Source organism: Hydrogenibacillus schlegelii, from assembly GCF_001653195.1.
Lineage (GTDB): Bacteria > Bacillota > Bacilli > Thermicanales > DSM-22653 > Hydrogenibacillus > Hydrogenibacillus schlegelii.
The window spans coordinates 1-21,905 of sequence record NZ_JXBB01000016.1 but is presented as its reverse complement, the minus strand read 5'-3'; the positions used below and the strand labels follow the sequence as shown (position 1 = coordinate 21,905).

Annotated in this window: 36 protein-coding genes; 34 read left to right on the top strand and 2 right to left on the bottom strand. The window is 67.0% G+C overall.

Going from position 1 to position 21,905, the window contains the following annotated elements:
* Positions 1-82: 82 nt before the first annotated feature.
* The 32 genes from rplV to SA87_RS05955 all read left to right on the top strand — a co-directional run bounded on the left by rplV (position 83) and on the right by SA87_RS05955 (position 18,633).
* Positions 83-445, top strand: a complete 363-nt coding sequence (gene rplV, locus SA87_RS06110; protein ID WP_066200723.1) for a 50S ribosomal protein L22 — start codon at positions 83-85, stop codon at positions 443-445.
* Positions 446-448: 3 nt separating this feature from the next.
* A complete protein-coding gene (gene rpsC / locus SA87_RS06105; RefSeq protein WP_066200720.1) occupies positions 449-1,099 on the top strand; it encodes a 30S ribosomal protein S3 in 651 nt (216 codons plus the stop codon).
* Between the two features lie 6 nt (positions 1,100-1,105).
* Entirely contained in the window at positions 1,106-1,540 is a 435-nt protein-coding gene (gene rplP / locus SA87_RS06100; RefSeq protein ID WP_066200717.1) for a 50S ribosomal protein L16, read from the top strand.
* Positions 1,530-1,733 carry a 50S ribosomal protein L29 gene (gene rpmC / locus SA87_RS06095; RefSeq protein ID WP_066200715.1) on the top strand — a complete coding sequence of 68 codons (204 nt, stop codon included), beginning with the start codon at positions 1,530-1,532 and terminating at the stop codon, positions 1,731-1,733. The genes rplP and rpmC overlap by 11 nt, the downstream gene beginning before the upstream one ends.
* Before the next feature lie 12 nt (positions 1,734-1,745).
* Positions 1,746-2,012, top strand: a complete 267-nt coding sequence (gene rpsQ, locus SA87_RS06090; protein ID WP_156423589.1) for a 30S ribosomal protein S17 — start codon at positions 1,746-1,748, stop codon at positions 2,010-2,012.
* Positions 2,013-2,038: 26 nt separating this feature from the next.
* Complete coding sequence (rplN, locus tag SA87_RS06085; protein ID WP_066200709.1) at positions 2,039-2,407, top strand: 50S ribosomal protein L14; 369 nt, start codon at positions 2,039-2,041, stop codon at positions 2,405-2,407.
* Positions 2,408-2,440: 33 nt separating this feature from the next.
* A complete protein-coding gene (gene rplX / locus SA87_RS06080) occupies positions 2,441-2,755 on the top strand; it encodes a 50S ribosomal protein L24 (protein ID WP_066200707.1) in 315 nt (104 codons plus the stop codon).
* 29 nt (positions 2,756-2,784) lie between these two features.
* On the top strand, positions 2,785-3,330 hold the full coding sequence (gene rplE, locus SA87_RS06075; protein WP_082718385.1) for a 50S ribosomal protein L5: 546 nt from the start codon (positions 2,785-2,787) through the stop codon (positions 3,328-3,330).
* Positions 3,331-3,387: 57 nt separating this feature from the next.
* Complete coding sequence (locus tag SA87_RS06070; RefSeq protein ID WP_066200704.1) at positions 3,388-3,573, top strand: type Z 30S ribosomal protein S14; 186 nt, start codon at positions 3,388-3,390, stop codon at positions 3,571-3,573.
* Positions 3,574-3,631: 58 nt separating this feature from the next.
* Complete coding sequence (gene rpsH, locus SA87_RS06065) at positions 3,632-4,030, top strand: 30S ribosomal protein S8 (RefSeq protein ID WP_066200702.1); 399 nt, start codon at positions 3,632-3,634, stop codon at positions 4,028-4,030.
* Positions 4,031-4,047: 17 nt separating this feature from the next.
* The gene (rplF, locus tag SA87_RS06060) at positions 4,048-4,593 is read left to right on the top strand and encodes a 50S ribosomal protein L6 (RefSeq protein ID WP_066200699.1); all 546 of its coding nucleotides are present in this window, start codon (positions 4,048-4,050) and stop codon (positions 4,591-4,593) included.
* 14 nt (positions 4,594-4,607) lie between these two features.
* On the top strand, positions 4,608-4,982 hold the full coding sequence (rplR, locus tag SA87_RS06055) for a 50S ribosomal protein L18 (RefSeq protein WP_066200697.1): 375 nt from the start codon (positions 4,608-4,610) through the stop codon (positions 4,980-4,982).
* 66 nt (positions 4,983-5,048) lie between these two features.
* On the top strand, positions 5,049-5,561 hold the full coding sequence (gene rpsE, locus SA87_RS06050; protein WP_066200695.1) for a 30S ribosomal protein S5: 513 nt from the start codon (positions 5,049-5,051) through the stop codon (positions 5,559-5,561).
* A 5-nt stretch (positions 5,562-5,566) separates the two neighbouring features.
* Entirely contained in the window at positions 5,567-5,788 is a 222-nt protein-coding gene (rpmD, locus tag SA87_RS06045) for a 50S ribosomal protein L30 (RefSeq protein ID WP_066200692.1), read from the top strand.
* On the top strand, positions 5,785-6,228 hold the full coding sequence (gene rplO, locus SA87_RS06040) for a 50S ribosomal protein L15 (RefSeq protein ID WP_066200689.1): 444 nt from the start codon (positions 5,785-5,787) through the stop codon (positions 6,226-6,228). The genes rpmD and rplO overlap by 4 nt, the downstream gene beginning before the upstream one ends.
* Positions 6,229-7,521 (top strand): preprotein translocase subunit SecY, encoded by a 1,293-nt coding sequence (secY, locus tag SA87_RS06035; protein ID WP_066200686.1) that lies wholly within the window; start codon positions 6,229-6,231, stop codon positions 7,519-7,521.
* A 37-nt stretch (positions 7,522-7,558) separates the two neighbouring features.
* Positions 7,559-8,212 carry an adenylate kinase gene (locus tag SA87_RS06030; protein ID WP_066200681.1) on the top strand — a complete coding sequence of 218 codons (654 nt, stop codon included), beginning with the start codon at positions 7,559-7,561 and terminating at the stop codon, positions 8,210-8,212.
* Positions 8,209-8,988 carry a type I methionyl aminopeptidase gene (map, locus tag SA87_RS06025; RefSeq protein WP_066200678.1) on the top strand — a complete coding sequence of 260 codons (780 nt, stop codon included), beginning with the start codon at positions 8,209-8,211 and terminating at the stop codon, positions 8,986-8,988. Before SA87_RS06030 ends, map begins: the two co-directional genes overlap by 4 nt.
* 54 nt (positions 8,989-9,042) lie before the next feature.
* Entirely contained in the window at positions 9,043-9,261 is a 219-nt protein-coding gene (gene infA / locus SA87_RS06020; protein ID WP_066200676.1) for a translation initiation factor IF-1, read from the top strand.
* 36 nt (positions 9,262-9,297) lie between these two features.
* Complete coding sequence (rpmJ, locus tag SA87_RS06015; RefSeq protein ID WP_008881921.1) at positions 9,298-9,411, top strand: 50S ribosomal protein L36; 114 nt, start codon at positions 9,298-9,300, stop codon at positions 9,409-9,411.
* A 93-nt stretch (positions 9,412-9,504) separates the two neighbouring features.
* Entirely contained in the window at positions 9,505-9,873 is a 369-nt protein-coding gene (rpsM, locus tag SA87_RS06010; protein ID WP_066200673.1) for a 30S ribosomal protein S13, read from the top strand.
* A 99-nt stretch (positions 9,874-9,972) separates the two neighbouring features.
* A complete protein-coding gene (rpsK, locus tag SA87_RS06005) occupies positions 9,973-10,374 on the top strand; it encodes a 30S ribosomal protein S11 (RefSeq protein ID WP_066200668.1) in 402 nt (133 codons plus the stop codon).
* Between the two features lie 131 nt (positions 10,375-10,505).
* Positions 10,506-11,450, top strand: coding sequence for a DNA-directed RNA polymerase subunit alpha (locus SA87_RS06000; protein WP_066200666.1), 945 nt, complete (start codon positions 10,506-10,508; stop codon positions 11,448-11,450).
* A gap of 31 nt (positions 11,451-11,481) precedes the next feature.
* On the top strand, positions 11,482-11,856 hold the full coding sequence (gene rplQ, locus SA87_RS05995) for a 50S ribosomal protein L17 (RefSeq protein WP_066200664.1): 375 nt from the start codon (positions 11,482-11,484) through the stop codon (positions 11,854-11,856).
* Positions 11,853-12,710 (top strand): ATP-binding cassette domain-containing protein, encoded by an 858-nt coding sequence (locus tag SA87_RS05990; RefSeq protein ID WP_066200661.1) that lies wholly within the window; start codon positions 11,853-11,855, stop codon positions 12,708-12,710. The genes rplQ and SA87_RS05990 overlap by 4 nt, the downstream gene beginning before the upstream one ends.
* Positions 12,686-13,561 (top strand): ATP-binding cassette domain-containing protein, encoded by an 876-nt coding sequence (locus SA87_RS05985; protein WP_066200658.1) that lies wholly within the window; start codon positions 12,686-12,688, stop codon positions 13,559-13,561. The genes SA87_RS05990 and SA87_RS05985 overlap by 25 nt, the downstream gene beginning before the upstream one ends.
* On the top strand, positions 13,558-14,373 hold the full coding sequence (locus SA87_RS05980; RefSeq protein ID WP_066441241.1) for an energy-coupling factor transporter transmembrane component T family protein: 816 nt from the start codon (positions 13,558-13,560) through the stop codon (positions 14,371-14,373). The genes SA87_RS05985 and SA87_RS05980 overlap by 4 nt, the downstream gene beginning before the upstream one ends.
* Positions 14,370-15,188, top strand: a complete 819-nt coding sequence (truA, locus tag SA87_RS05975; protein ID WP_066200655.1) for a tRNA pseudouridine(38-40) synthase TruA — start codon at positions 14,370-14,372, stop codon at positions 15,186-15,188. Before SA87_RS05980 ends, truA begins: the two co-directional genes overlap by 4 nt.
* 55 nt (positions 15,189-15,243) lie before the next feature.
* Positions 15,244-15,699, top strand: coding sequence for a 50S ribosomal protein L13 (rplM, locus tag SA87_RS05970; protein ID WP_066200653.1), 456 nt, complete (start codon positions 15,244-15,246; stop codon positions 15,697-15,699).
* A 98-nt stretch (positions 15,700-15,797) separates the two neighbouring features.
* On the top strand, positions 15,798-16,190 hold the full coding sequence (gene rpsI / locus SA87_RS05965) for a 30S ribosomal protein S9 (RefSeq protein ID WP_066200650.1): 393 nt from the start codon (positions 15,798-15,800) through the stop codon (positions 16,188-16,190).
* Between the two features lie 213 nt (positions 16,191-16,403).
* Positions 16,404-17,357: an N-acetylmuramoyl-L-alanine amidase gene (locus tag SA87_RS05960; RefSeq protein ID WP_156423469.1), complete on the top strand. Its 954-nt coding sequence runs from the start codon at positions 16,404-16,406 to the stop codon at positions 17,355-17,357.
* 205 nt (positions 17,358-17,562) lie between these two features.
* On the top strand, positions 17,563-18,633 hold the full coding sequence (locus tag SA87_RS05955; protein ID WP_066200645.1) for an Mrp/NBP35 family ATP-binding protein: 1,071 nt from the start codon (positions 17,563-17,565) through the stop codon (positions 18,631-18,633).
* A 37-nt stretch (positions 18,634-18,670) separates the two neighbouring features.
* Here the strand turns inward: SA87_RS05955 and gerD are convergent, their stop codons facing one another.
* Positions 18,671-19,303 (bottom strand): spore germination lipoprotein GerD, encoded by a 633-nt coding sequence (gene gerD, locus SA87_RS05950; protein WP_066200758.1) that lies wholly within the window; start codon positions 19,301-19,303, stop codon positions 18,671-18,673.
* Between the two features lie 242 nt (positions 19,304-19,545).
* Here gerD and SA87_RS05945 point away from each other — a divergent pair, with 242 nt between their 5' ends.
* Entirely contained in the window at positions 19,546-20,235 is a 690-nt protein-coding gene (locus SA87_RS05945) for a KinB-signaling pathway activation protein (protein WP_066441239.1), read from the top strand.
* Here the strand turns inward: SA87_RS05945 and SA87_RS05940 are convergent.
* On the bottom strand, positions 20,195-20,950 hold the full coding sequence (locus SA87_RS05940; protein ID WP_066200638.1) for a polysaccharide deacetylase family protein: 756 nt from the start codon (positions 20,948-20,950) through the stop codon (positions 20,195-20,197). The two genes, SA87_RS05945 and SA87_RS05940, sit on opposite strands and share 41 nt — an antisense overlap.
* A 271-nt stretch (positions 20,951-21,221) precedes the next feature.
* Here SA87_RS05940 and SA87_RS05935 point away from each other — a divergent pair, with 271 nt between their 5' ends.
* Entirely contained in the window at positions 21,222-21,668 is a 447-nt protein-coding gene (locus SA87_RS05935) for an OsmC family protein (RefSeq protein ID WP_066200635.1), read from the top strand.
* The last annotated feature ends 237 nt before the right edge of the window (positions 21,669-21,905 follow it).

The window sequence follows — 21,905 nt, the reverse complement described above, 5'->3', positions numbered from 1 at the left end:
GCGCCGTCCGCCTGTGCCCAACCGGCGCCCCGCCTTCCCCCGTCCGGTCGACCGAACGATCTTCCCGCAAAGGAGGGAGAACATGCCGACCGACACCGAAGTCCGGACCGCCCGCGCCGTCGCCCGCGGCGTCCGCATCTCGCCGCGAAAGGCCCGGCTCGTCATCGACCTCATTCGCGGCAAAGACGTCGGCACGGCGCTGGCCATCCTCCGGCAGACGCCGAAGAAAGCGGCGCCGATCATCGAAAAGGTGCTCCGCTCGGCGATCGCCAACGCCGAGAACAACCACGACATGCGCCCCGACGCCCTCTACGTTCGCGCCTGCTACGTCGACGAGGGGCCGACCCTGAAGCGCTACCGCCCCCGCGCCATGGGCCGCGCCGCGCAGATTTTAAAGCGCACGAGCCACATCACCGTCATCGTGGCAGAAAAAGAGGAGGGATAAGGCGTGGGGCAGAAGGTGAGCCCGATCGGCCTCCGCGTCGGCATCATCCGCGGCTGGGACGCCAAGTGGTATGCCGAAAAAGACTTCGCCGCGCTCTTGCACGAGGACCTCGCCATCCGCAAGCACATCGAAACGGCGCTCAAGGACGCCGCCGTCGCCCGGATTGAGATCGAGCGGGCCGCCGGCCGGGTGAACGTCACCATCCACACCGCCAAGCCCGGCATGGTCATCGGCCGGGGCGGCGCCGAGATCGAAAGGCTCCGGGCGGAGCTGGAGAAGCTGACCGGAAAAAAAGTCCACATCGACGTCAGCGAAGTCAAGAAGCCCGACCTCGAGGCGAAGCTTGTCGCCGAATCGATCGCCCGGCAGCTGGAAAGCCGCGTCTCCTTCCGGCGGGCGATGAAGCAGGCGATGCAGCGGGTCATGAGGGCCGGCGCCAAGGGCGTCCGGGTCATGGTGAGCGGCCGCCTGGCCGGCGCCGAGATCGCCCGCACCGAAGGCTACAGCGAAGGCACCGTCCCGCTTCACACCCTCCGAGCGGACATCGACTTCGCCGTCGCCGAAGCCCACACGACGTACGGCGTCATCGGGGTCAAAGTCTGGATCTTCCGCGGCGAAGTGCTGCCGAAGAAAGACAAGGCCCGGAAGGAGTGACCGAGCATGCTCATGCCCAAGCGGACCAAATACCGCAAGCAGCAGCGGGGGCGAATGAAAGGCCGCGCCAAGGGCGGGCGGACCGTCGCCTTCGGCGACTTCGGTCTCGTCGCCCTCGAGCCGGGATGGGTGACCAACCGGCAGATCGAAGCGGCGCGTATCGCCATCACCCGTCACGTTCGGCGCGGCGGCCAGATCTGGATCCGCATCTTCCCCGACAAACCGGTGACGAAAAAACCGCTCGAAGTCCGCATGGGAAGCGGGAAAGGCAGCGTCGAAGGCTGGGTGAGCGTCGTCAAACCCGGCCGGGTGATGTTCGAGATCGGCGGCGTTCCGGAAGACGTCGCCCGGGAAGCTTTGCGGCTGGCGATGCACAAGCTGCCGGTCAAGGCCAAGATCGTCCACCGCAGCGAAACGGATGGTGAGCGCGATGAAGGCTGAAGAACTTCGGGAGCTCACGAACCAAGAGCTCGAACAGAAGATCCGCGCCTGGAAGGAAGAGCTCTTCAACCTCCGCTTCCAGCACGCCACCGGCCAGCTCGATCAGCCGCACCGGCTCAAGGAAGTCAAGAAAAACATCGCCCGGGCGAAGACGATCCTTCGCGAACGGGAGCTCGGCATCCGCCGCGGGTGACGCCAAGGAGGGATCCAGGTGGAGCGGAACAAACGCCGCACGCTCATCGGCCGCGTCACGAGCGATAAAATGCAAAAGACGATCGTCGTGACCGTCGAGACGTACAAGCGCCATCCGCTGTACGGCAAGCGCATCAAATACTCGAAGAAGTACAAGGTCCACGATGAAAAGAACGAAGCCCGCGTCGGCGACCTCGTCCTGATCATGGAGACGCGGCCCCTTTCCCGGCACAAGCGTTTTCGCCTCGTGAAGATCCTTGAGCGGCCCGAACACGTCTGACGTCGGCTCCGGAAAGGAGGGAGACCATGATCCAACCGCAGACCCGGCTCGTCGCCGCCGACAACACCGGCGCCAAGGAGCTCATGTGCATCCGCGTCCTCGGTCGCGGCAACCAGCGCTACGCCAACATCGGCGACATCATCGTCTGCTCCGTCAAGCAAGCAACGCCCGGCGGAGTTGTTAAGAAGGGCGACGTCGTCAAGGCGGTCGTCGTCCGGTCCAAAAAGGGCGTCCGGCGGCCCGACGGCTCCTACATCCGCTTTGACGAAAACGCCGCCGTCATCATCCGGGACGACAAAAGCCCTCGCGGCACCCGCATCTTCGGCCCCGTCGCCCGGGAGCTCCGAGAGAAAGACTTCATGAAAATCATCTCCCTCGCGCCGGAAGTCCTCTGATTCCGGCCGCAAGGAGGCTTGAACATGCCTAAAATGCATGTTAAAAAAGGCGATAAAGTGATGGTCATCAGCGGCAAGGACAAGGGGAAGATCGGCACCGTCCTCGCCGCCTATCCGAAAAAATCCCGGGTCCTCGTCGAGGGCGTCAACATCGTCAAAAAGCACCAGAAGCCAAGCCCCCAGTATCCCCAGGGTGGCATCATTGAAAAAGAGGCGCCGATCCACGTCTCCAAGGTGATGCCGATCGATCCGAAGACCGGCAAGCCCACCCGCGTCGGATACCAGATCCTCCCGGACGGCCGCAAGGTGCGCATCGCCAAGCGCTCCGGCGAGCCGCTCGACCGCTGAAGGCGCCGAAAGGAGGGAATCCTGTGGGCATTGGGGCTCGACTGAAAGACAAATACGAGCAGGACGTCGTACCGGCCCTCATGAAGGAGTTCGGCTACAAAAACCCGCATCAGGTGCCGAAAATCGAAAAGATCGTCCTGAACATCGGGGTCGGCGACGCCGTTCAGAACCCGAAGCTCATCGACGCCGCCGTCCGGGACCTCACGGTGATCGCCGGCCAGAAGCCGATCGTCACCCGGGCGAAAAAGTCGATCGCCGGCTTTCGGCTTCGGGCCGGCATGCCGATCGGCGTCAAGGTGACGCTCCGGGGCGAGCGGATGTATCATTTTCTCGACAAGCTGATGAACGTGGCGCTTCCCCGGGTGCGGGACTTCCGGGGCGTGTCGCCGAAAGGCTTTGACGGCCGAGGCAACTTCAACCTCGGCGTCCGCGAGCAGCTCATCTTCCCGGAAGTCGACTACGACCAGGTGGAGAAGATCCGCGGCATCGAAATCACGATCGTCACGACGGCGAAGACGGACGAAGAAGCGTACGCGCTCCTCAAGCACCTCGGCATGCCGTTTCGGACGGCTTGAACAATTCGGGCGGCCTGAAGGCTTGAGGTGAACGATCGAGGCGAAAGGAGGACGACGATGGCGCGCAAGGCGCTCATCCTCAAGGCGCAGAAGAAGCCGAAGTTCAAGGTTCGGGCCTACACCCGATGCAAGCGCTGCGGCCGGCCCCGGAGCGTCTACCGCAAGTTCGGCCTCTGCCGCATCTGCCTCAGGGAGCTCGCCCACAAGGGACAGATCCCCGGCATGCGGAAAGCCAGCTGGTAAGCGGACGGCCGGTCGAAGGCCGACGGCCCGGTCGGCCCGAACGAAAGGGGGAACGCACATGGTCATGACCGATCCGATCGCGGATATGCTCACCCGCATCCGGAACGCCAACATGGCGAAGAAGGACAAGGTGGAAGTCCCCGCGTCGCGCCTCAAGCGGGAGATCGCCGAGATCCTCAAGCGGGAAGGCTACATCCGCGACTACGAATACATCGAGGATAACAAGCAGGGCATCCTCCGCCTCTTTCTCAAGTACGGTCCGAACGGCGAGCGGGTCATCACCGGCCTTCGGCGGATCTCGAAGCCCGGGCGGCGGGTGTACGCCAAGAGCTACGAAGTCCCGCGCGTCTTGGGCGGCCTCGGCATCGCCATCCTCTCGACCTCGCAGGGGGTGCTCACGGACAAGGAAGCCCGGGCCAAACGGACCGGCGGCGAAGTGATCGCCTACATCTGGTGAGACGAAGGAGGGAGACGATGAGCCGCATCGGCAAGCGCCCGGTACCGATCCCGTCCGGCGTCGACGTCGCCGTCGACGGCACGACCGTCACCGTTCGCGGCCCGAAGGGGACCTTGAGCCGGACGTTTCATCCGAAGATGAAGATCCGCCTTGAGGCCGGGCAGGTCGTCGTCGAGCGGCCGAACGACGAACCGGCGATGCGGGCGCTGCACGGCACGACCCGGAGCCTCATCGCCAACATGATCCAGGGCGTCACCGAAGGGTACGTTCGGGCGCTCGAGATCGTCGGCGTCGGTTACCGCGCCCAGAAACAGGGCAAAAAGCTGGTCATCGCCCTCGGCTACTCCCATCCGGTCGAATACGAGCCGGAGGACGGGATCGAGATCGACGTTCCGGAGCCGACGAAGATCATCGTCCGCGGCATCGACAAAGAAAAAGTCGGCCTTGTGGCCGCCAAGATCCGGTCGTTCCGCGAGCCGGAGCCGTATAAAGGCAAAGGGATCCGCTACGCCGGCGAAGTCGTTCGGCAGAAGGTCGGGAAGGCCGGCGCGAAGAAAAAGTGAGGGGGTGAGGCCCGGTGATCGTCAAACCGAGTCGCAACGAACGGCGGAAGATCCGGCACTACCGGATCCGGCGCAAAGTCTTCGGCACGCCCGAACGGCCGCGCCTTTCGGTCTTCCGCTCGAACAAGCACATCTACGCCCAGATCATCGACGATACCCGCGGCGTGACCCTGGCCAGCGCCTCGACGCTCGACCCCGAGCTCCGGGAGGCGCTCAAAGCGATCGGCACCGGCAACGTCCAAGCGGCGGCCAAGGTGGGCGAGCTCATTGCCAAGCGGGCCAGGGCCAAGGGCATCGACAAAGTCGTCTTCGACCGGGGGGGCTATCGCTACCACGGCCGCGTCGCGGCCCTCGCCGAGGCGGCCCGGCAGGGCGGCCTCGACTTCTAAGGGCGCACCGCGTCGGACGCCCGGCGTCCGAGACGCCGCGCCTCAACACGAAGAAAGGTGGTTGGAATGGCCAGGCGCGAACGAGAACGGGAACAAGCCTTTGAAGAGCGCGTCGTTCAGGTGAACCGCGTGGCCAAGGTCGTCGCCGGCGGCCGGCGCTTCCACTTCAGCGCCCTCGTCGTCGTCGGGGACAAAAACGGCCGCGTCGGTTTTGCCCTCGGAAAAGCGACGGAGGTTCCCGACGCCATCCGGAAAGGGATCGAAGCGGCGAAAAAGAACATGATCACCGTTCCCCTCCGGGGCACGACGATCCCCCACGAGATCATCGGCCGTTTCGGCGCGGGCAAGGTCCTCATGAAGCCGGCCGCTCCCGGGACCGGCGTCATCGCCGGCGGGCCGGTGCGGGCGGTGCTCGAGCTCGCCGGCGTCCGGGACGTCCTCACCAAGTCCCTCGGTTCCCGCAACGCGATCAACATGGTCCGGGCGACGTTTGAAGGGTTAAAAGCCTTAAAGACGCCGGAGATGGTCGCCCGCCTCCGGGGCAAATCCGTCGACGAGATTCTTTCCCACAAGGGGTGAGGCCGGTGGCCAAGATCGTCGTCACCCTGAAGCGGAGCCCGATCGGCCGGCCCGAAGACCAGAAGCGGACGGTTCGCGCCCTCGGGCTTCGGAAACTTCATCAGTCGGTCGTCCACGATGACACCCCGAGCATCCGCGGCATGATCGCCAAGGTGGCCCACCTCGTCGAAGTCCGTCCGGCGGAAGCGGCCACCGCGGAGGCGGCGAAGGGAGGCCAGAGCCGGTGAAACTCCACGAACTCAAACCCGCCCCCGGATCGAAGCGGAAGAGAAAGCGCGTCGGCCGCGGCACCTCGAGCGGCCACGGGAAGACGAGCGGCCGCGGCCACAAAGGCCAGAAGGCCCGCTCCGGCGGCGGCGTCCGTCCCGGCTTTGAAGGCGGGCAGAACCCCCTCGTCCGGCGGGTGCCGAAGCGGGGTTTTTCCAACGCGCCGTTTAAGAAGGAGTATGCCATTGTCAACGTCGAAAGCTTAAACCGCTTCCCGGACGGCGCCGTCGTCACGCCGGAGGACCTCCTCCAGGCCCGCATCATCCGGGACCTCAAGGACGGGGTGAAAATCCTCGGCGACGGCGAGCTCACCGTTCGCCTGACGGTCCGGGCGCACAAGTTTTCCAAGTCGGCGGTGGAGAAGATCGAACGCCTCGGCGGCAAGGCCGAGGTGATCTGAGTGTTCAAGGCCGTCCGGAACATCTTCAGCGTCGCCGATCTCCGGCGGAGGGTGCTCTACACGCTCATGATGCTCGTCGTCTTCCGCATCGGGAGCTTCATCCCGGTGCCGGGGATCGACGTCGAAGCTCTCCGCCAGGGGATCATGAACAGCAACCTCTTCGGCCTCTTCGACACGTTCAGCGGCCGGGCGATGTCCAACTTCTCGATCTTCACCCTGGGGATCATGCCGTACATCACCGCCTCGATCATCATGCAGCTCCTCAGCATGGACGTCGTGCCGAAGCTCGCCGAATGGGCCAAAGAGGGAGAAAGCGGCCGGCGGAAGATCGCTCAGGTCACCCGGTACGCCACCGTCGTCCTCGCTTTCATCCAGGCCGTCGGCATGTCGATCGCCTTTGAGCGGCAGTACCACATGATCGTCCATCCGACGTTCTTCACGTACGTCGTCATCGCCGTCGTGCTCACCGCGGGGACGACGTTTCTCATGTGGATGGGCGAGCAGATCACCGAAAAAGGCGTCGGGAACGGCATCTCGATCCTCATTTTCGCCGGCATCGTGGCGGCGATTCCCTCCAGCCTGGAGCAGATCTACGTCACGAAGTTCACCGGCGAGGGCGCCAATCTGTTTCTCGCCGGGATCATCGCGCTGATCGTGCTGGCGATCGTCGTCGCCATCATCGCCGGCGTCGTCTTCGTCCAGCAGGGCGTCCGGAAGATCCCGGTCCAGTACGCCAAGCGGGTCGTCGGGCGGCGGGTCGTCGGCGGGCAGTCGACGCACATTCCGCTCCGGGTCAACTCCGCCGGCGTCATCCCGGTCATCTTCGCCGTGTCGATCGTTTACTTCCCGCAGATCATCGCCCAGTTTTTCCGCGGCAACGCCTTCGCCGACTGGGTGCTGGAGCAGTTCACCGTCACCGCTCCGCTGGGGATGTTCCTCTACGTGCTCCTCATCATTGCGTTTAGCTTCTTTTACACCTACGTCCAGCTGAACCCGCAGCAGCTTACGGAAAACCTTCAGAAGCACGGCGGGTTCATCCCCGGCATCCGCCCCGGGCGGCAGACGTACATCTACCTGACCCGGGTGATCAACCGCATCACCCTCTTCGGTGCCCTCTTTCTCGCCGCCGTCGCCATCCTGCCCGTCTTTTTCACCGACGTCTTCGGCCTGCCGCCGTCGGTCCGCATCGGCGGCACCTCGCTCCTCATCGTCGTCGGTGTCGCCCTGGAGACGATGAAGCAGATCGAAAGCCAGCTCATCAAGCGCCACTACGAAGGCTTCATCCGGCGGTGACGGAAGGCGCGGCGATGGGCGGCAAAGGAGGGAGCGCATGAATCTCATCTTGATGGGCCTCCCCGGCGCCGGCAAGGGCACGCAGGCGGAGCGGATCCGGGACGCGTACCGCATCCCCCACATCTCGACCGGCGACATGTTTCGGGCGGCCGTCGCGAAGGGGACGCCCCTCGGGCTGGAGGCCAAACGCTACATGGACGCCGGCGCCCTCGTCCCCGACGAGGTGACGATCGGCATCGTCCGGGAGCGGCTTTCCGAGCCGGACGCGGCGAAAGGGTTCCTCCTCGACGGCTTTCCCCGGACGATCCCTCAGGCGGAAGCGCTCGAGCGGCTCCTCGCCGATGCCGGCCGGGCGATCGACCGCGTCCTCTACCTCGCCGTCCCGGAAGACGTCCTCATCCGGCGTCTCGCCGGTCGCCGGATCTGCCGCCGGTGCGGGGCGACGTATCACCTCGAGTTCAATCCGCCGAAGGTCCCCGACGTCTGCGACCGGTGCGGCGGGGAACTCTACCAGCGGGACGACGATCGGCCGGAGACGGTTGCCGAACGCCTGCGGGTGAACGCGGCGGCGATGGCGCCGCTGATCGACTTCTACCGTGCCCGGGGCGTTCTCGCCGAGATCGACGGCCTCGGCGCCATCGACGACGTCTTCCGTCGCATTCTGGCGGCCCTCGAGGGATCGCCGACATGATCGTTTTGAAATCGCCGGCGGAGCTCGACAAGATGCGGACCGCCGGCCGGATCGTCGCCGAAGTGCTCCGAGCGCTCGAACGGAAGATCGAGCCGGGGATCACGACGCTTGAACTGGATCGCATCGCCGAACGGCTCATCCGTTCCTTCGGCGCGGTGCCGTCCTTCAAAGGATATCAGGGATATCCCGCCAACATCTGTACGTCCGTCAACGAAGCCCTCGTCCACGGCATCCCGTCCGAACGGCGCCTCGCCGAAGGGGACATCCTCTCGATCGACGTCGGCGTCTTCTACGACGGCTATCACGGCGACGGGGCGTGGACGTATCCGGTCGGCGAGATCGATGAGGCCGACCGGCACCTCCTCGAGGTCACCCGCCGGGCGCTGTTTGCCGGCATCGCCAAGGCCGTCCCCGGCGGGCGGCTTTCGGACATCTCCCACGCCGTGCAGACCGTCGTCGAGGCGGCGGGCCTCCACGTCGTCCGGGAATACGTCGGCCACGGGATCGGGCGAGCGCTTCACGAAGCGCCCCAGCTTCCGAACTACGGCCCGCCGGGCCGGGGGCCGCTTCTTCGGCCGGGAATGGTGCTCGCCATCGAGCCGATGGTCAATCAGGTGAGCCGCTTCGTCCGGACGCTTTCCGACGGCTGGACCGTCGTCACCGTCGACGGCGGCCGGGCGGCCCACTTCGAGCACACCGTCGCCATCACCGAGTCCGGTCCCGAGATTCTGACCTTGCTTCCCGGCGAAGCCGGGCCGCCGTACGCCGCCCCGTGAGAAATTGCCGCCGAGACCGAAGCCGATCGGTGAAGCGCGCGAGGAGGGATGCCTGTGGCGAAAGAGGACGTCATCGAAATGCAGGGCACGGTCATCGAGCCGCTGCCGAACGCGATGTTTCGGGTGAAGCTCGAAAACGGCCACGTCATCCTGGCGCACGTCTCCGGCAAGATCCGGATGAATTTCATCCGCATCCTGCCGGGCGATCGCGTCACCGTCGAGCTTTCCCCCTACGATCTCACCCGCGGCCGGATCACCTACCGCTACAAGTAAGCGCTCGAGCCGGCCGGCTGAAAGGAGGTCGGGGCGATGAAAGTCCGCCCGTCGGTCAAGCCGATCTGCGAAAAATGCAAGGTCATTCGCCGCCACGGCAAAGTCATGGTCATCTGCGAAAACCCGAAGCACAAGCAGCGTCAGGGCTAAAAACCGCGCTTTCGGCGGGACCGCTCCGGCGTCCGAACCGAAGGCGCCGCGCCCGGAAGCCGTTCCGAGATTTGGAAGCAGAGGAGGGAGACGATGGCGCGCATCGCCGGCGTCGACATCCCCCGCGACAAGCGGGTCGAGGTGGCGCTCACGTATATCTACGGCATCGGCCGCTCGACGTCCCGAAAGATCCTCGCCGCCACCGGCGTCAATCCCGACACCCGCGTCAAGGATCTGACGGAAGAAGAACTGACCCGCATCCGGGAGTACATCGACAAGAACCTCAAGGTGGAAGGCGATCTCCGGCGGGAAGTGGCGATGAACATCAAGCGGCTGATCGAAATCGGTTGTTACCGCGGCGTCCGACATCGGAAGGGGCTTCCCGTCCGCGGCCAGCGGACCCGGACGAACGCCCGCACCCGGAAGGGACCGCGGCGGACCGTTGCCAACAAGAAGAAGTAAGCGGATCAGGCGCCATGCGATCGGCCCCCGCGGCCGGGCCGATCCGGCTCCGGCTTCCGGCGGGCGATCCGCGAACGGCCGTGAAAAGGAGGGAGCGCGTTGGCCAACAAACGCAGAGGAGCGGCGACCCGGACGCGCCGCCGCGACCGGAAAAACGTTCCGGTCGGAATCGCCCACATCCATTCGACGTTCAACAACACGATCGTCACGATCACCGACCCCCACGGCAACACCGTCGCTTGGGCGAGCGCCGGGACGGTCGGCTTTACCGGGAGCCGGAAGGGGACGCCGTATGCGGCCCAGCTTGCCGCCGAGCAGGCGGCCCGTGGGGCGATGGAGCACGGCATGCGGGAAGTCGAGGTGCGGGTCAAGGGCCCCGGTTCCGGCCGGGAGGCGGCGATCCGTTCGCTGCAGGCCGCCGGCCTTGACGTCACGGTGATCAAGGACGTCACGCCGATTCCGCACAACGGTTGCCGACCGCCGAAGCGCCGCCGCGTCTGAGCCGCGCCGCACGAGGGCCCGGGTTTGGTGACGCCGGTTTTCGGCCAGACTGGAAAAGACTGGACCGCTGGCCGAATCTTCTGGGCCGATGAAGGGGCGGACCGACGTGCGGAAGGAGGGTCCTCGGGTCGATGATCGAAATCGAAAAGCCCAAAATCGAGGTCGTCGAGGTCTCCCCGGACGGAAGTTACGGCAAGTTCGTCGTCGAGCCGCTCGAGCGCGGCTACGGCACGACGCTCGGCAATTCCCTCCGGCGGGTCCTCCTGTCCTCGATTCCCGGCGCGGCGGTCACCTCCGTCCAGATCGACGGGGTGCTGCATGAGTTTTCCACGATCGACGGCGTCTACGAAGACGTGACGGAGATCATCTTGAACTTGAAGAAACTGTCGCTTCGCATACACTCCGATGAAGAAAAGGTCCTGACGGTCGAAGCGGACGGCGAGGGGGACGTCCTCGCGGGGGACATCCGGGCCGACAGCGATGTCGAGATCCTGAACCCGGAGCTGAAAATCGCCACCCTCGCCCCCGGCGCCCGCCTCCACATGCGGATGACCGCCCGCCGCGGCCGGGGCTACGTGAGCGCCGAGGGCAACAAACGGGACGACGCGCCGATCGGCGTCATCCCGATCGATTCGATTTATTCGCCGGTCCTCCGCGTGAACTATACCGTCGAAAACACCCGCGTCGGCCAGATCACCAACTACGACAAGCTGACGCTGGAAGTCTGGACGGACCGGAGCGTCCGGCCGGAAGAGGCGGTCAGCTACGCGGCGAAAATCCTCATCGAGCACCTGAACCTGTTCGTCACCCTCTCCGGCGAGGGATCGAGCGCCGAGTTTATGATCGAGAAAGAAAAGGACAAGCGGGAGAAGGTGCTCGAGCTGCCGATCGAAGAACTGGATCTTTCGGTCCGCTCGTACAACTGCCTCAAACGGGCGGGCATCAACACGATCGGCGAGCTCACCGAAAAGACCGAGGAGGACATGATGAAAGTCCGGAACCTCGGGAAGAAATCCCTCGAAGAAGTCATCCAGAAGCTGGCCAGCTTCGGCCTTTCACTCAAAAAGTCAGAATGAAAACGGAATGCATCATGAAGGAGGGACGGCCGTGGGCTACCGCAAACTCGGCCGCCGGTCCGGCGCCCGGATGGCGCTCCTTCGGAACCAGGTGACCGATCTCATCATCCACGAGCGCATCCGGACGACGGAACCGAAGGCCAAGGAAATTCAGCGCCTCGCCGATCGGATGATCACCCTCGCCAAGCGCGGCGATCTCCACGCCCGGCGGCAGGCGGCGGCCTTTCTCCGGCCGGTGAAGACCGACCCCGAAGACCGGAAGTCCAAGGACGCCGTCCAGAAGCTGTTTGACATCCTCGGTCCCCGGTACCGCGAGCGGCAGGGCGGCTACACCCGCGTCCTCAAGCTCGGCCCGCGGCGCGGCGACGGGGCGATGATGGCGATCATCGAATTCGTCGAAGAATGACCGGCGGGACGCCGCCCCTTCTCCGGCTGGAGGGCGTGACCGTCCGCTACCGACCGGATGGCCCGCCGGCCCTGGCAGAGATCGACCTCACCCTGCGCGCCGGCGAGTGGGTGAGCGTCCTCGGCGCGAACGGATCCGGCAAATCGACCCTGGCCCGGGTGCTGGCGGGCCTCATCGCCCCGACGGCCGGCGCCGTGATCCTTCGCGGCGCGCCGGTCGGGGCGACGGAAACGGGCCTGTGGCCCCTCCGGCAGGCGGTCGGGCTCGTCCTGCAAAACCCGGAGGATCAGATCGTCGCCGCGACGGTGGAGGACGACGTCGCCTTCGGGCCGGAAAACCGCGCGCTTCCGCCGGACGAGATCGAGCGGCGGGTGACGGCGGCCCTTCGGCGGACCGGCCTGGAGGCGCTCCGGTCGGTCGAGCCGGCGCGGCTTTCCGGCGGGGAAAAGCAGCGCCTCGCCGTCGCCGGCGCCCTGGCGGTGGAGCCGGCGGCGCTCGTCTTCGACGAGGCGACGAGCATGCTGGACGCCGAAGCGCGGGCGCGGCTTCTCGCGGTGATGCGGGAGGAACAGGCCGCCGGTCGGGCGATCGTCCACATCACCCACGAACTCGAGGAGGCGGAGGTCGCCTCCCGCCTCGTCGTCCTCGATCGGGGTCGCCTCCGGTACGACGGGCCGCCCGCGCCGTTTTTTACCGCTTTGGCCGAGGGCCGCCTGGCGCTGCCGGGGCTTTTGCCGCCGTTTGGCGTCCGGCTGGCGCAAGACCTCACGGCGCGGGGGATCGCCGTCCGGCCGGCGCGGTTTGATCCGGAAGCGGTGGTGGAGGCCGCATGGACGTCCGCTTCGAAGGGGTAAGCCACGTCTACGGCGCCGGGACGCCGTTTGCCCGCCCGGCCCTTTCGTCCGTCACCGTTTCGATCGCCGCCGGGAGCGTCGTCGCTCTCCTGGGCCGGTCCGGTTCCGGAAAGACGACCTTCGCCCAGCTTGCCGCCGGCCTCGAGCGGCCGACGGCGGGACGGGTCATCGTCGGCGGGGCGGAAAGTTCCGCCGAGCGCCGGCTTCCGCCGGACGTCCGGCGGCGGATCGGCGCCGTGCTTCAGCACCCGGAGCACCAGCTCTTTGAGGAGACGGTCGGCCGGGACGTCGGGTTTGCCCTCCGGAGGCGGGGGGTGCCGCCGGACGAGGTGGAGCGGCGGGCCCGGGCGGCGCTTTTTTCCGTGGGCCTCGATCCGGAGGCGTACTTCGCCCGTTCGCCGTTTCGGCTGAGCGGCGGCGAAAAGCGCCGGGCGGCGATCGCCGGCGTGCTCGTCTACGAGCCGGAGCTCGTCGTCTTCGACGAGCCGACGGCAGGCCTCGATCCCGAGGCCCGGGAGCGGCTCATCGAGCACCTGGAGGCGGTGTTTCGGCGCCGTCGGCCGACGGTCCTCTACGTGACGCACCGGATCGACGAGGCGATCCGGCTCGCCGACCGGGTGCTCCTCTTCGACGCCGGCCGCCTCGCGGCGGACGTGACGCCGGCAGAACTTCTTCGCCGCTTCGAGGCGTACCGCCGCTTCGGCCTCCGACCGTCGCCTTTTATCCGGGCGCTTTTCGCCGTCGGGCGCCGGGCGCCGGACGTGTGGGACGACCCGCCCCGGACGCCGGCGGCGCTGGCGGACTGGCTGGCCGCCCGCCTCGGCGGCGGGCGGAAGGGGGCGCGGCCGTGAACGGTTTGGGGACGTTTCCGCTCGGGCGCCATCTGCCGGGGGATTCTTTTTTGCACCGATCTGACCCGCGGGCCAAGCTCCTCTTCCTCTTCGGCATCGCCATCGCCGCCTTCACCGCCCGCTCCGTCGCCGCCGTGCTGGTGCTTTCCCTTCTGGTGCCGGCGGCGATCGCCGGAAGCGGCGTTTCGCCGGCCTACGTCGTCCGTGCGATCGGCCGGACGGCCGTCTTCGTCGGGATCTTGGCGGCGGTGCAGCTTTTTATCCCGCGCCCTGAGCCGCCGCTTTTCGTCCTCGGTCCGCTGTCCGTGACGGCCGGCGGTCTTAAGGAAGCGGTGCTCGTCTGGCTCCGGCTGCTTCTGCTGTTTGCGCTGGGCGCGCTTCTTACGCTCACCACGCCGCCCCTCGTCCTTGCCGCCGGCGTCGTCCGGCTGGCGGCACCGCTCCGGCGGGTCGGCGTGCCCGTCGACGCCTTTGGCCTCATGCTCATGCTGGCGCTTCGCTTCATCCCGACGCTGCTCGAGGCGCTGGAGCGGATCATGAAGGCGCAGGCGGCCCGGGGGGTCGACTTCACCTCCGGCCGGCTTCGGGAGCGGATCGTGGCGCTCCTTTCGGTCGTCGTGCCGCTCTTTGCCTTTGCCTTTGAGCGGGCCGAGGCGATGGCGCTCGCGCTCGAGGCCCGGGGGTACCGGCCGGACGCCCCCCGGACGAGCCGGCGGCGGCTCGCGTTCGGATGGCGGGATGTCGTGCTTGCGGCGACGCTTGCTTTGGCGCTCGCCGTAGCGGCGTGGGATCGCGGGAGGGGAGGCCCGTGAGGCGGGTGGCGCTCGTCGTCGCCTACGACGGCCGGGCGTTTGCCGGCTTTCAGCGGCAACCGGGCCGGCGGACGGTGCAGGGGGCGCTGGAGGCGGCGCTTCGCGACTGGTTCGGACACCCCGTGCCCGTCGTCGGCGCCGGGCGGACCGACAGCGGCGTCCACGCCCTCGGCCAGGTCGTCCACCTCGACCTGGAACGGCCGCCCGGGCCGTCGGCCCTCGTCGGCGGGCTCAATGTTCGTCTGCCGCCGGACGTCCGGGTGCTCGACGCGGCGCCGGTGCCGGCGGATTTCCACGCTCGGTACGGCGCCCGCGCCAAGACGTACGTCTACCGGATGGTGCTTCGTTCCGTCCTTTACCCCCACGACCGGGGGCTGGCGACGGCGGTGCCGGAGCGGCTGGACGTGGCGGCGATGGCGGAGGCGGCGGCGCTTTTTCGCGGGCGGCACGATTTTGCGGCTTTTTCCCGCACGGGAGGGAGCGCCCGGACGACGGTGCGGACGCTCTTTTCCGTCGATCTCGTTCGGCGAGGGTCGGAGCTTTTTCTGTGGCTCCGGGGCGACGGCTTTTTGTACGCGATGGCGCGGCAGATCGCCGGTGCCCTGATCGACGTCGGCCGGGGGCGGCTGAGCCCGGAAGCGATTCGCCGGCGCCTCGCCGGCGACCGGTCGGCGCCCGGCGCCGCGACGGCACCGCCGGACGGGCTGTACCTCTTCCGGGTCGAATATCCGCCCGAGCAGCTTCTCACGCCGGAGCCGACGGTCGGCTTCCCCCGGCCGCCCGGCCTTTTGGAAGCGCGGCCGCAGGCCTATTGACATCGGCGCGATCGGATGTTTAAGATGGAACGAGTGAACGAAAGGAGGAGCCGCCGTGCAGACGACGTGGATGCCGAAAGGCGACGCTCACCTGAGCGAGCGGAAATGGTACGTCGTCGACGCGTCGGGGAAGACGCTCGGGCGGCTGGCGAGTGAGGTCGCCAAGCTGCTTCGGGGCAAGCACAAGCCGACCTTTACGCCCCACGTCGACATGGGCGATTTCGTCATTGTCGTCAATGCGGAGAAGGTGCATCTGTCCGGGAAAAAGTGGACGGACAAGGTGTACTACTGGCATTCCGGGTATCCCGGCGGCCTCAAAAAGCGGACGGCTCAGGAGATGCGCGATCGTTTTCCGGAACGGATGATCGAATGGGCGGTCTGGGGCATGCTGCCGAAAAACCGTCTCGGCCGGAAGATGTTCAAGAAGCTCAAGGTCTACCGCGGGCCCCATCATCCCCATGAGGCCCAGCAGCCGATCCCCTACGACATCCCGGAACGCCCGAACGCGTAAGGACAGGAAGCAAAGGGGAAGGGAATCGGGACGACCGGGCGTCGGGATGACCGGCGCCGGGGAGATCCACGGCAGAACCGCGAAGAGGGGGGATCCGAGTGGCCACCGTTCAGTATCACGCCGTCGGCCGGCGCAAGGTCGCCGTGGCGCGGGTGTTTCTCCGGCCGGGCGACGGGAAGATCACCGTCAACGGCCGGCCTCTGGACGCTTACTTCGGATTGGAGTCGCTCCGGGTGATGGTGGAGGAGCCGCTTCGACTGACGAACACCCTCGGACAGTACGACGTGGTCGTCAACGTGAGCGGCGGCGGCACCTCCGGCCAGGCGGGGGCGATCCGCCACGGCATCGCCCGGGCGCTTCTGAAGGTCGATCCGGAGTTTCGCCCGGTGCTTAAAAAGGCCGGCCTCCTTACCCGCGATCCGCGGATGGTGGAGCGGAAAAAGTACGGCCTCAAAAAGGCGCGGCGGGCACCGCAGTTCTCGAAGCGGTAAGCGATCGGGCCTCTGCGTTCGGCAGGGGCTTTTTTATGGCCGTGGCACGGTCGATCGTCCCCGCCTGAAAACCGCCTCCGGAGGCGGCGAGCGAAAGCGTCGCGGCCGACCCGGGTCGCGATCGGTCGCCGCCGGGCGCGGGATCGGCGCCGGGCGGCGCGTTTGGGCGTCCGATCTCGGGCGGTTCGCATAGGCCGACCGACCCCGGGCAGAATGAAAAGGAAAACCGGCGTGGAGGCGATGCGGGTGAACGACCTGAGCGGGCGCAAGACGCCGGGCCGCCGGGGATCCTCCCGAAGCCGGCGGAGGGGGGCCTGGCCCGGTCCGCTTGCCGCCTTCGGCCTGGCGCTCGCCGGGCTGTTCGGGGCCTTGGGGCCGGGGCCGGCGGCGTCCCCGGCGCAGGCCGCGCTTTTGGCGCCGGCGGTGTCGATGGCCGGGTGGCCCTTTCCGGATCGGCCGGATCCTGCGGGGATCGCCTCGCCCTCGGCGCCGGGAGAATCCCCGGTCGCGGGGCCCCGGACGACCCCGGAGGAAGCATCGGTCCGGACGCTTTCGCCGCTCGCCGGCCGGATCATCGTCCTCGATCCAGGACACGGAGGCATCGACGGCGGCGCCGTCGGTCTCGACGGGCGGGCGGTGGAAAAGACGATCGTCCTCGAGATCGCAGAGGCCCTTCGGGATTATTTGCATCAGGCCGGCGCCCTCGTCTGGCTCACGCGGGAAGAGGATCGGATGCTGGACGACGAGAGCGGGCGGGGGACGCGAAAAGAGCGGGACCTTCGGGCGCGCATGGTCATGATCAACGCTCCGGGGGTCGAGGCGGCGTTAAGCCTTCATTTGAACAGCTTTCCCTCTTCCCGCACCTTCGGCGCCGAGACGTTTTACGCCGGAGTGCGGCCCGAAAACCGCTGCCTGGCCGCGCTCCTTCAGGAAAGCCTCCGGGAGGCGACCGGAAGCCCGCGCGGGATCAAGCGCGGCGACGACCTCTACGTTCTCCGCACGATGGAGCCGCCCGGCGCCCTCGTGGAGCTCGGGTACCTGTCGCACCCGGAAGAGGCGCGGCGGCTCGTCGATCCCGCCTACCAGCGCCGGCTCGCCGCGGCGCTGTACGTCGGCCTCTGGCGGTACTTCGCCCGGGCCGATCGGGCGTGCTCCGAAACGCCGTAAAGCCCGGAGCGCCGGAAACCCCGGCGCTCCGTCCATCTCGGCGCTCCGCGACGGCGCGGAGCGCCGTCGTTTTGCGGCGATTTTCAAGGGAAAACCGCCCCGGTCGGCGGGAGGGTCGGCCTTCGGGGAAGGATGTGTTATAATCATTCTCAGAAGTCGCGTTCCGTGAGGGGGGGTCTCGTTGGCGCTGTCCTCTGAGCGCGTGATGGAAGCGCTTCGCGCGGTGATCGATCCGGAGATTGGGCAGGACATCGTCTCCCTCGGCATGGTCGACCGCGTCGACGTCGACGGCAGCCGGGTGCGCGTTCGGGTCAAGCTCACCGTCTCCGGCTGTCCGCTTCAGACGACGATCCGGCAGGATGTCGAACGAAAACTCGCCGCCCTCGGCGCCGAAGCGGTGGACGTCGAGCTTTCGACGATGACCGAGGCGGAGCGAGATGCGCTGGCGCTTCGCCTCCGGGGCAAAGATCCGGCGCAGGTGAGTCTCAATGCAAACCGCCTGCCCGGCGACGCCCACACCGTCTTCCTTGCCGTCGCCAGCGGCAAGGGAGGGGTCGGCAAGTCCACGGTGACGGTCAACCTCGCCGTGGCGTTCGCCCGTCGGGGACTGGCCGTCGGCATCGTCGATGCCGACATCTACGGTTTCAGCGTCCCGGATATGATGGGCATCGAGCAGCGGCCGACGGTGATCGGCGACGTCATCCTGCCGGTGCCGCGTTTCGGCGTCAAGGTCATGTCGATGGGCTTTTTCGTGAGCGACAACGCGCCCGTCATCTGGCGGGGACCGATGCTCGGGAAGATGCTCGACACCTTCCTCAAAGAGGTGAGCTGGGGACCCCTCGACGTCCTCCTCTTCGACCTTCCGCCGGGGACCGGCGACATCGCGCTGGACATTCACAGCAAAATTCCGAAAGTAAAGGAGATCATCGTCACGACCCCGCATCCCACGGCATCGTTCGTCGCCGCCCGGGCGGGCGCCATGGCCCTCCGGACCGGCCACGAGCTCCTCGGCGTCGTCGAAAACATGAGCTATGTTCGCTGCCCGAACGGCGATCGGGTTCACCTCTTCGGCCAGGGCGGCGGTCGAAAGCTCGCCGACGTCCTCGGCACCGAACTTTTGGCGGAGATCCCGATCGGCCTTCCGGAGGCGGCCGATCCGGACGACCCGGATTTTGCGCCGTCCGTCTACGACGCCCGGCACCCGATCGGCGAAGTGTATGACGCGCTGGCGGAGAAGGTGTGGGCGAAAATCGGATCGCCCTCTCCCCGCCGCTGACGGGCCGGCGGGCGGAGGGCGCACGGGCGACGCGGCCTTACTTCCCGCCGCCTTCGCCGCCTTCTTCCGACTTTTCCCCGCCCTTTTCTTTTTCCCCGCCCTTTTCCTTTTGTCCGGGTTTGAGGGCCGATTCGACCGCCTTTTCAATCATGGCGTACAGCTTTTCCTGCATGAGCGGGCTCTCAAACGCGTCTTGAATCGCCTGCTGCATCTGCTTTCGGTAGGGCGGGCTTTTCATGAGGTCGAGGAGCATTTTTTCAAAGTCCGGTCCTTTCATCACGTCGAGGAGCATCGCCTGATATTCGGGGTCTTTCATCAGCGCCCGGAGCAGCCGTTCATTTTCTTTTTGCATGGCTTTGGCGACGGTTGCGGCCCATTTCGGCTCCTCCAGGGTCGTCCGAAGCGTTTTTTTCCCCTGTTCCGAGGTCAGGGCTTGGACGACGGCGCGCTTGATCTCCTCCTGGTTGAACAGAAGTTCCTGCTTGACCGCATCGTTCTTGATGGTTTCCTGAATCGCCTTTTTGCCGTCTTCCGTCTGAAGGATGTCTTTGACCATCGATTTGATTTCCCCGTAGTCGGGTCGGCCCTGCCCGTCGGAGGCCGCCTCGCCACCGGCACACCCGGCAAGGAGGAGGAAGCCGGCGAGGGCGGTCCAAATCGGTCTCCGCATGCCCGTTCCCCCGCTTTCGTCCGGAACGCGTTCCGACCGTCGAATTCGCCGGCCCCGGTCCGACGATGGCGGGCGATCCGCCGAAGAACGCTTCCGGACCGCGCCCATCCGGCGGCGGTCCGCCGGGGCGGATGCTTTCGGCGTCGCGAAAATCGGTGCGTTTAGTATGCGGCCGGGCGTCCGGCGCTATGCCGGGCCGCGGCTTCCGGTTTGCGGCAGGATGCGGCTTGGAGGCGGTGCGGATGGACAGCCGAACCTTTTTCCGGCTCCTCGCCTCGACGCTCGCCGTCGGGGCGCTGGGCGGGGCGGTCGCGGGTTTCGCCGTTTCCTTTCCGGCGGGGCGGGCCGGGGGCTGGACGCCCGCAGACTGGCTGATGGGTTTCGTCGGCTGGCTGGGCGGCGGCGCGATTTTTGGGGCCCTCGGCCTTCTCGGCTACGTCGCGTTTTCGTTCTTCGACCGGTTGGGGCGGGAGCTCTTCTCCCCGCCCTACCGGGCGCTCTGGGACACCCTGCTTTGGATGGCGACCGCGCTTTTGGCGCTGGAGGCGGTCGTCTTTGCTTCGGGGTGGGAGCGCCTGGGGCTCCCCCTTCCGCCGCCAGCGGCGGCGCTTGCGCTTCTCGCGTGGTCCGTTTTCATCGCTTGGCTCCGCCTCGGGGCGGGCGGGCTCCGGCGAGCGGCTCCGGTTGTCTTTTTTCTCTTCGCGGGGACGATCCTGGAGCTCGTGCCGGCGCTTCGCTTGGGCAACCCCCTCGCCTTCTGGGACATGGCGGTTCCCCTGACGCTGGTGAACGGCTACCTGGTTCTCGTCGCCGGCCGCGTTCGAGCCGTCCGGTCCGCCGGGCATCGCGCCGGAGCGGACGGGCCGCCGGGGAGCGGGCGGGGTCGCCCGGTCAGTCGACCCGTTTCACCTGAACGTGGACGCCGCGGATGAGATCCGAGACGGTCACCAGGGAAAAGCCCCGCTGCCGAAGGCCGCGGGCGATCAGCGGGAGCGCCTCCGGCGTGGCGGCGGCGGCATCGCTTCCGTGCAACAGGACGATCGATCCGGGCCGGGCGGCCTGAAGCACCCGTTCGGCGATCGTCGGCGCCGACGGCGTCTTCCAGTCGGACGGATCGACGTCCCAGAGGATGGTGATGAGTTCCAGCCGGTCGGCGGCCGCGAGCACCCGCCGGTCGACGTCGCCGTTCGGCGGGCGAAAGAGGGTGGGCTTTCTTCCGGTGATCGCCTCCAGCGCTTCTTGGCCGGCGGCGATCTCCGCGGCGAGGGCGTCGTCCGGCAGGCGGGAGAGGGACCGGTGGGTCGCCCCCATCGTTCCGAGTTCCAGCCCCGCCGCCTGGGCGTCCCGGACGGCGTCGGCATGGGTCCGCGCCCACTCTCCGGTGACGAAAAGGGTCGCAGCGCGGACGTCCGCCCGCTGGATCGCGTCGAGAAGCCGGGGAAAGACGCGCTCGCCCCAGCTCACATCAAAGGTGAGGGCGACGAGGCGCTCCTCGGTCGGCACCCGGGCGATGGCGCCGACCGGACGGCTCCAGAGCGCCGGAACCGCCTCCATTTCCCGGGTCAAGACGACCAAGGCGATGCCGAGGAGCGCGAGGAAGAGGGCGAGGCGCCGCACGGCGGGCCAGGAAAAGCTCCAGACCGGCATGTCGTTCGCCTCCCGGTTTGATCGTTCCCCGCCCGTTTGAAGATCCGGTGACCGGGCGTCGGGCTGATCTTACCCTATGTCCGGGCGTCCGGCCCTATGTCACGGGCTCATCCGACGGTAACGGGCTCATCCGACCGGGAAAAGCTCGCCGAAGCGGGAGGGCGCTCGGCCGGTCCGTCAAGCCGGCCCGAGCATCCGCGCCATGGATTGAATTCCCGGCGCGCTTGAGGATCCGTCAGGCGAAAATAACGAAGAGAAAGGAAGGGGACCGATGCGCGTTCAGCTGGCGTGGGAAGGGAAGATGCATTTCGTCGGCCGCGGGGAGACGAGCGGTCATGCCGTTTCGATCGACGCCGCGCCGGAGGTCGGCGGGGAAAACCGCGGCGCCCGGCCGATGGAGCTTTTGCTTCACGGCCTCGGCGGATGCACCGCCATCGACATCGTGTCGATCCTGAAGAAAATGCGTCTTTCGTTTGACGCTTTTTCCCTCGACATCGAGGCGGAACGGGCGGCCGAGCATCCGAGACGGTTTACCCGCATCCACCTCCATTACCGGCTTCAGGGGACCGACCTTCCGCCGGAAAAAGTCCGCCGGGCGATCCGCCTCTCGATGGACAAGTACTGCTCCGCCGCCGCCTCGCTCAACGCCGCGCTCACGGCGACGTTCGAAATCAACGGCGAGCGGTTTTCTGCCGACGCGCCGTCCGTCGAGGCCTGAAGTCGGCCTGCTCCATCGGATAGTGCAAAAATATCATATCCCGTTCACGAAAAAGGGGGTTGACGCGCGATGAGAAAGGTGATACTATAGCCATTGTCGTCACGAAAGCCCCGCGTTCCTTGAAAACTAAACAGCACCCGCCCTGTGAGGAAGGCCTTTCCGGGACCGGCGGGCGGCCGAGGGGGCCGGGATGGAGCCGGCGGTGTTGGTCGTCTGTTGGGACCGGGGGGGATGGGA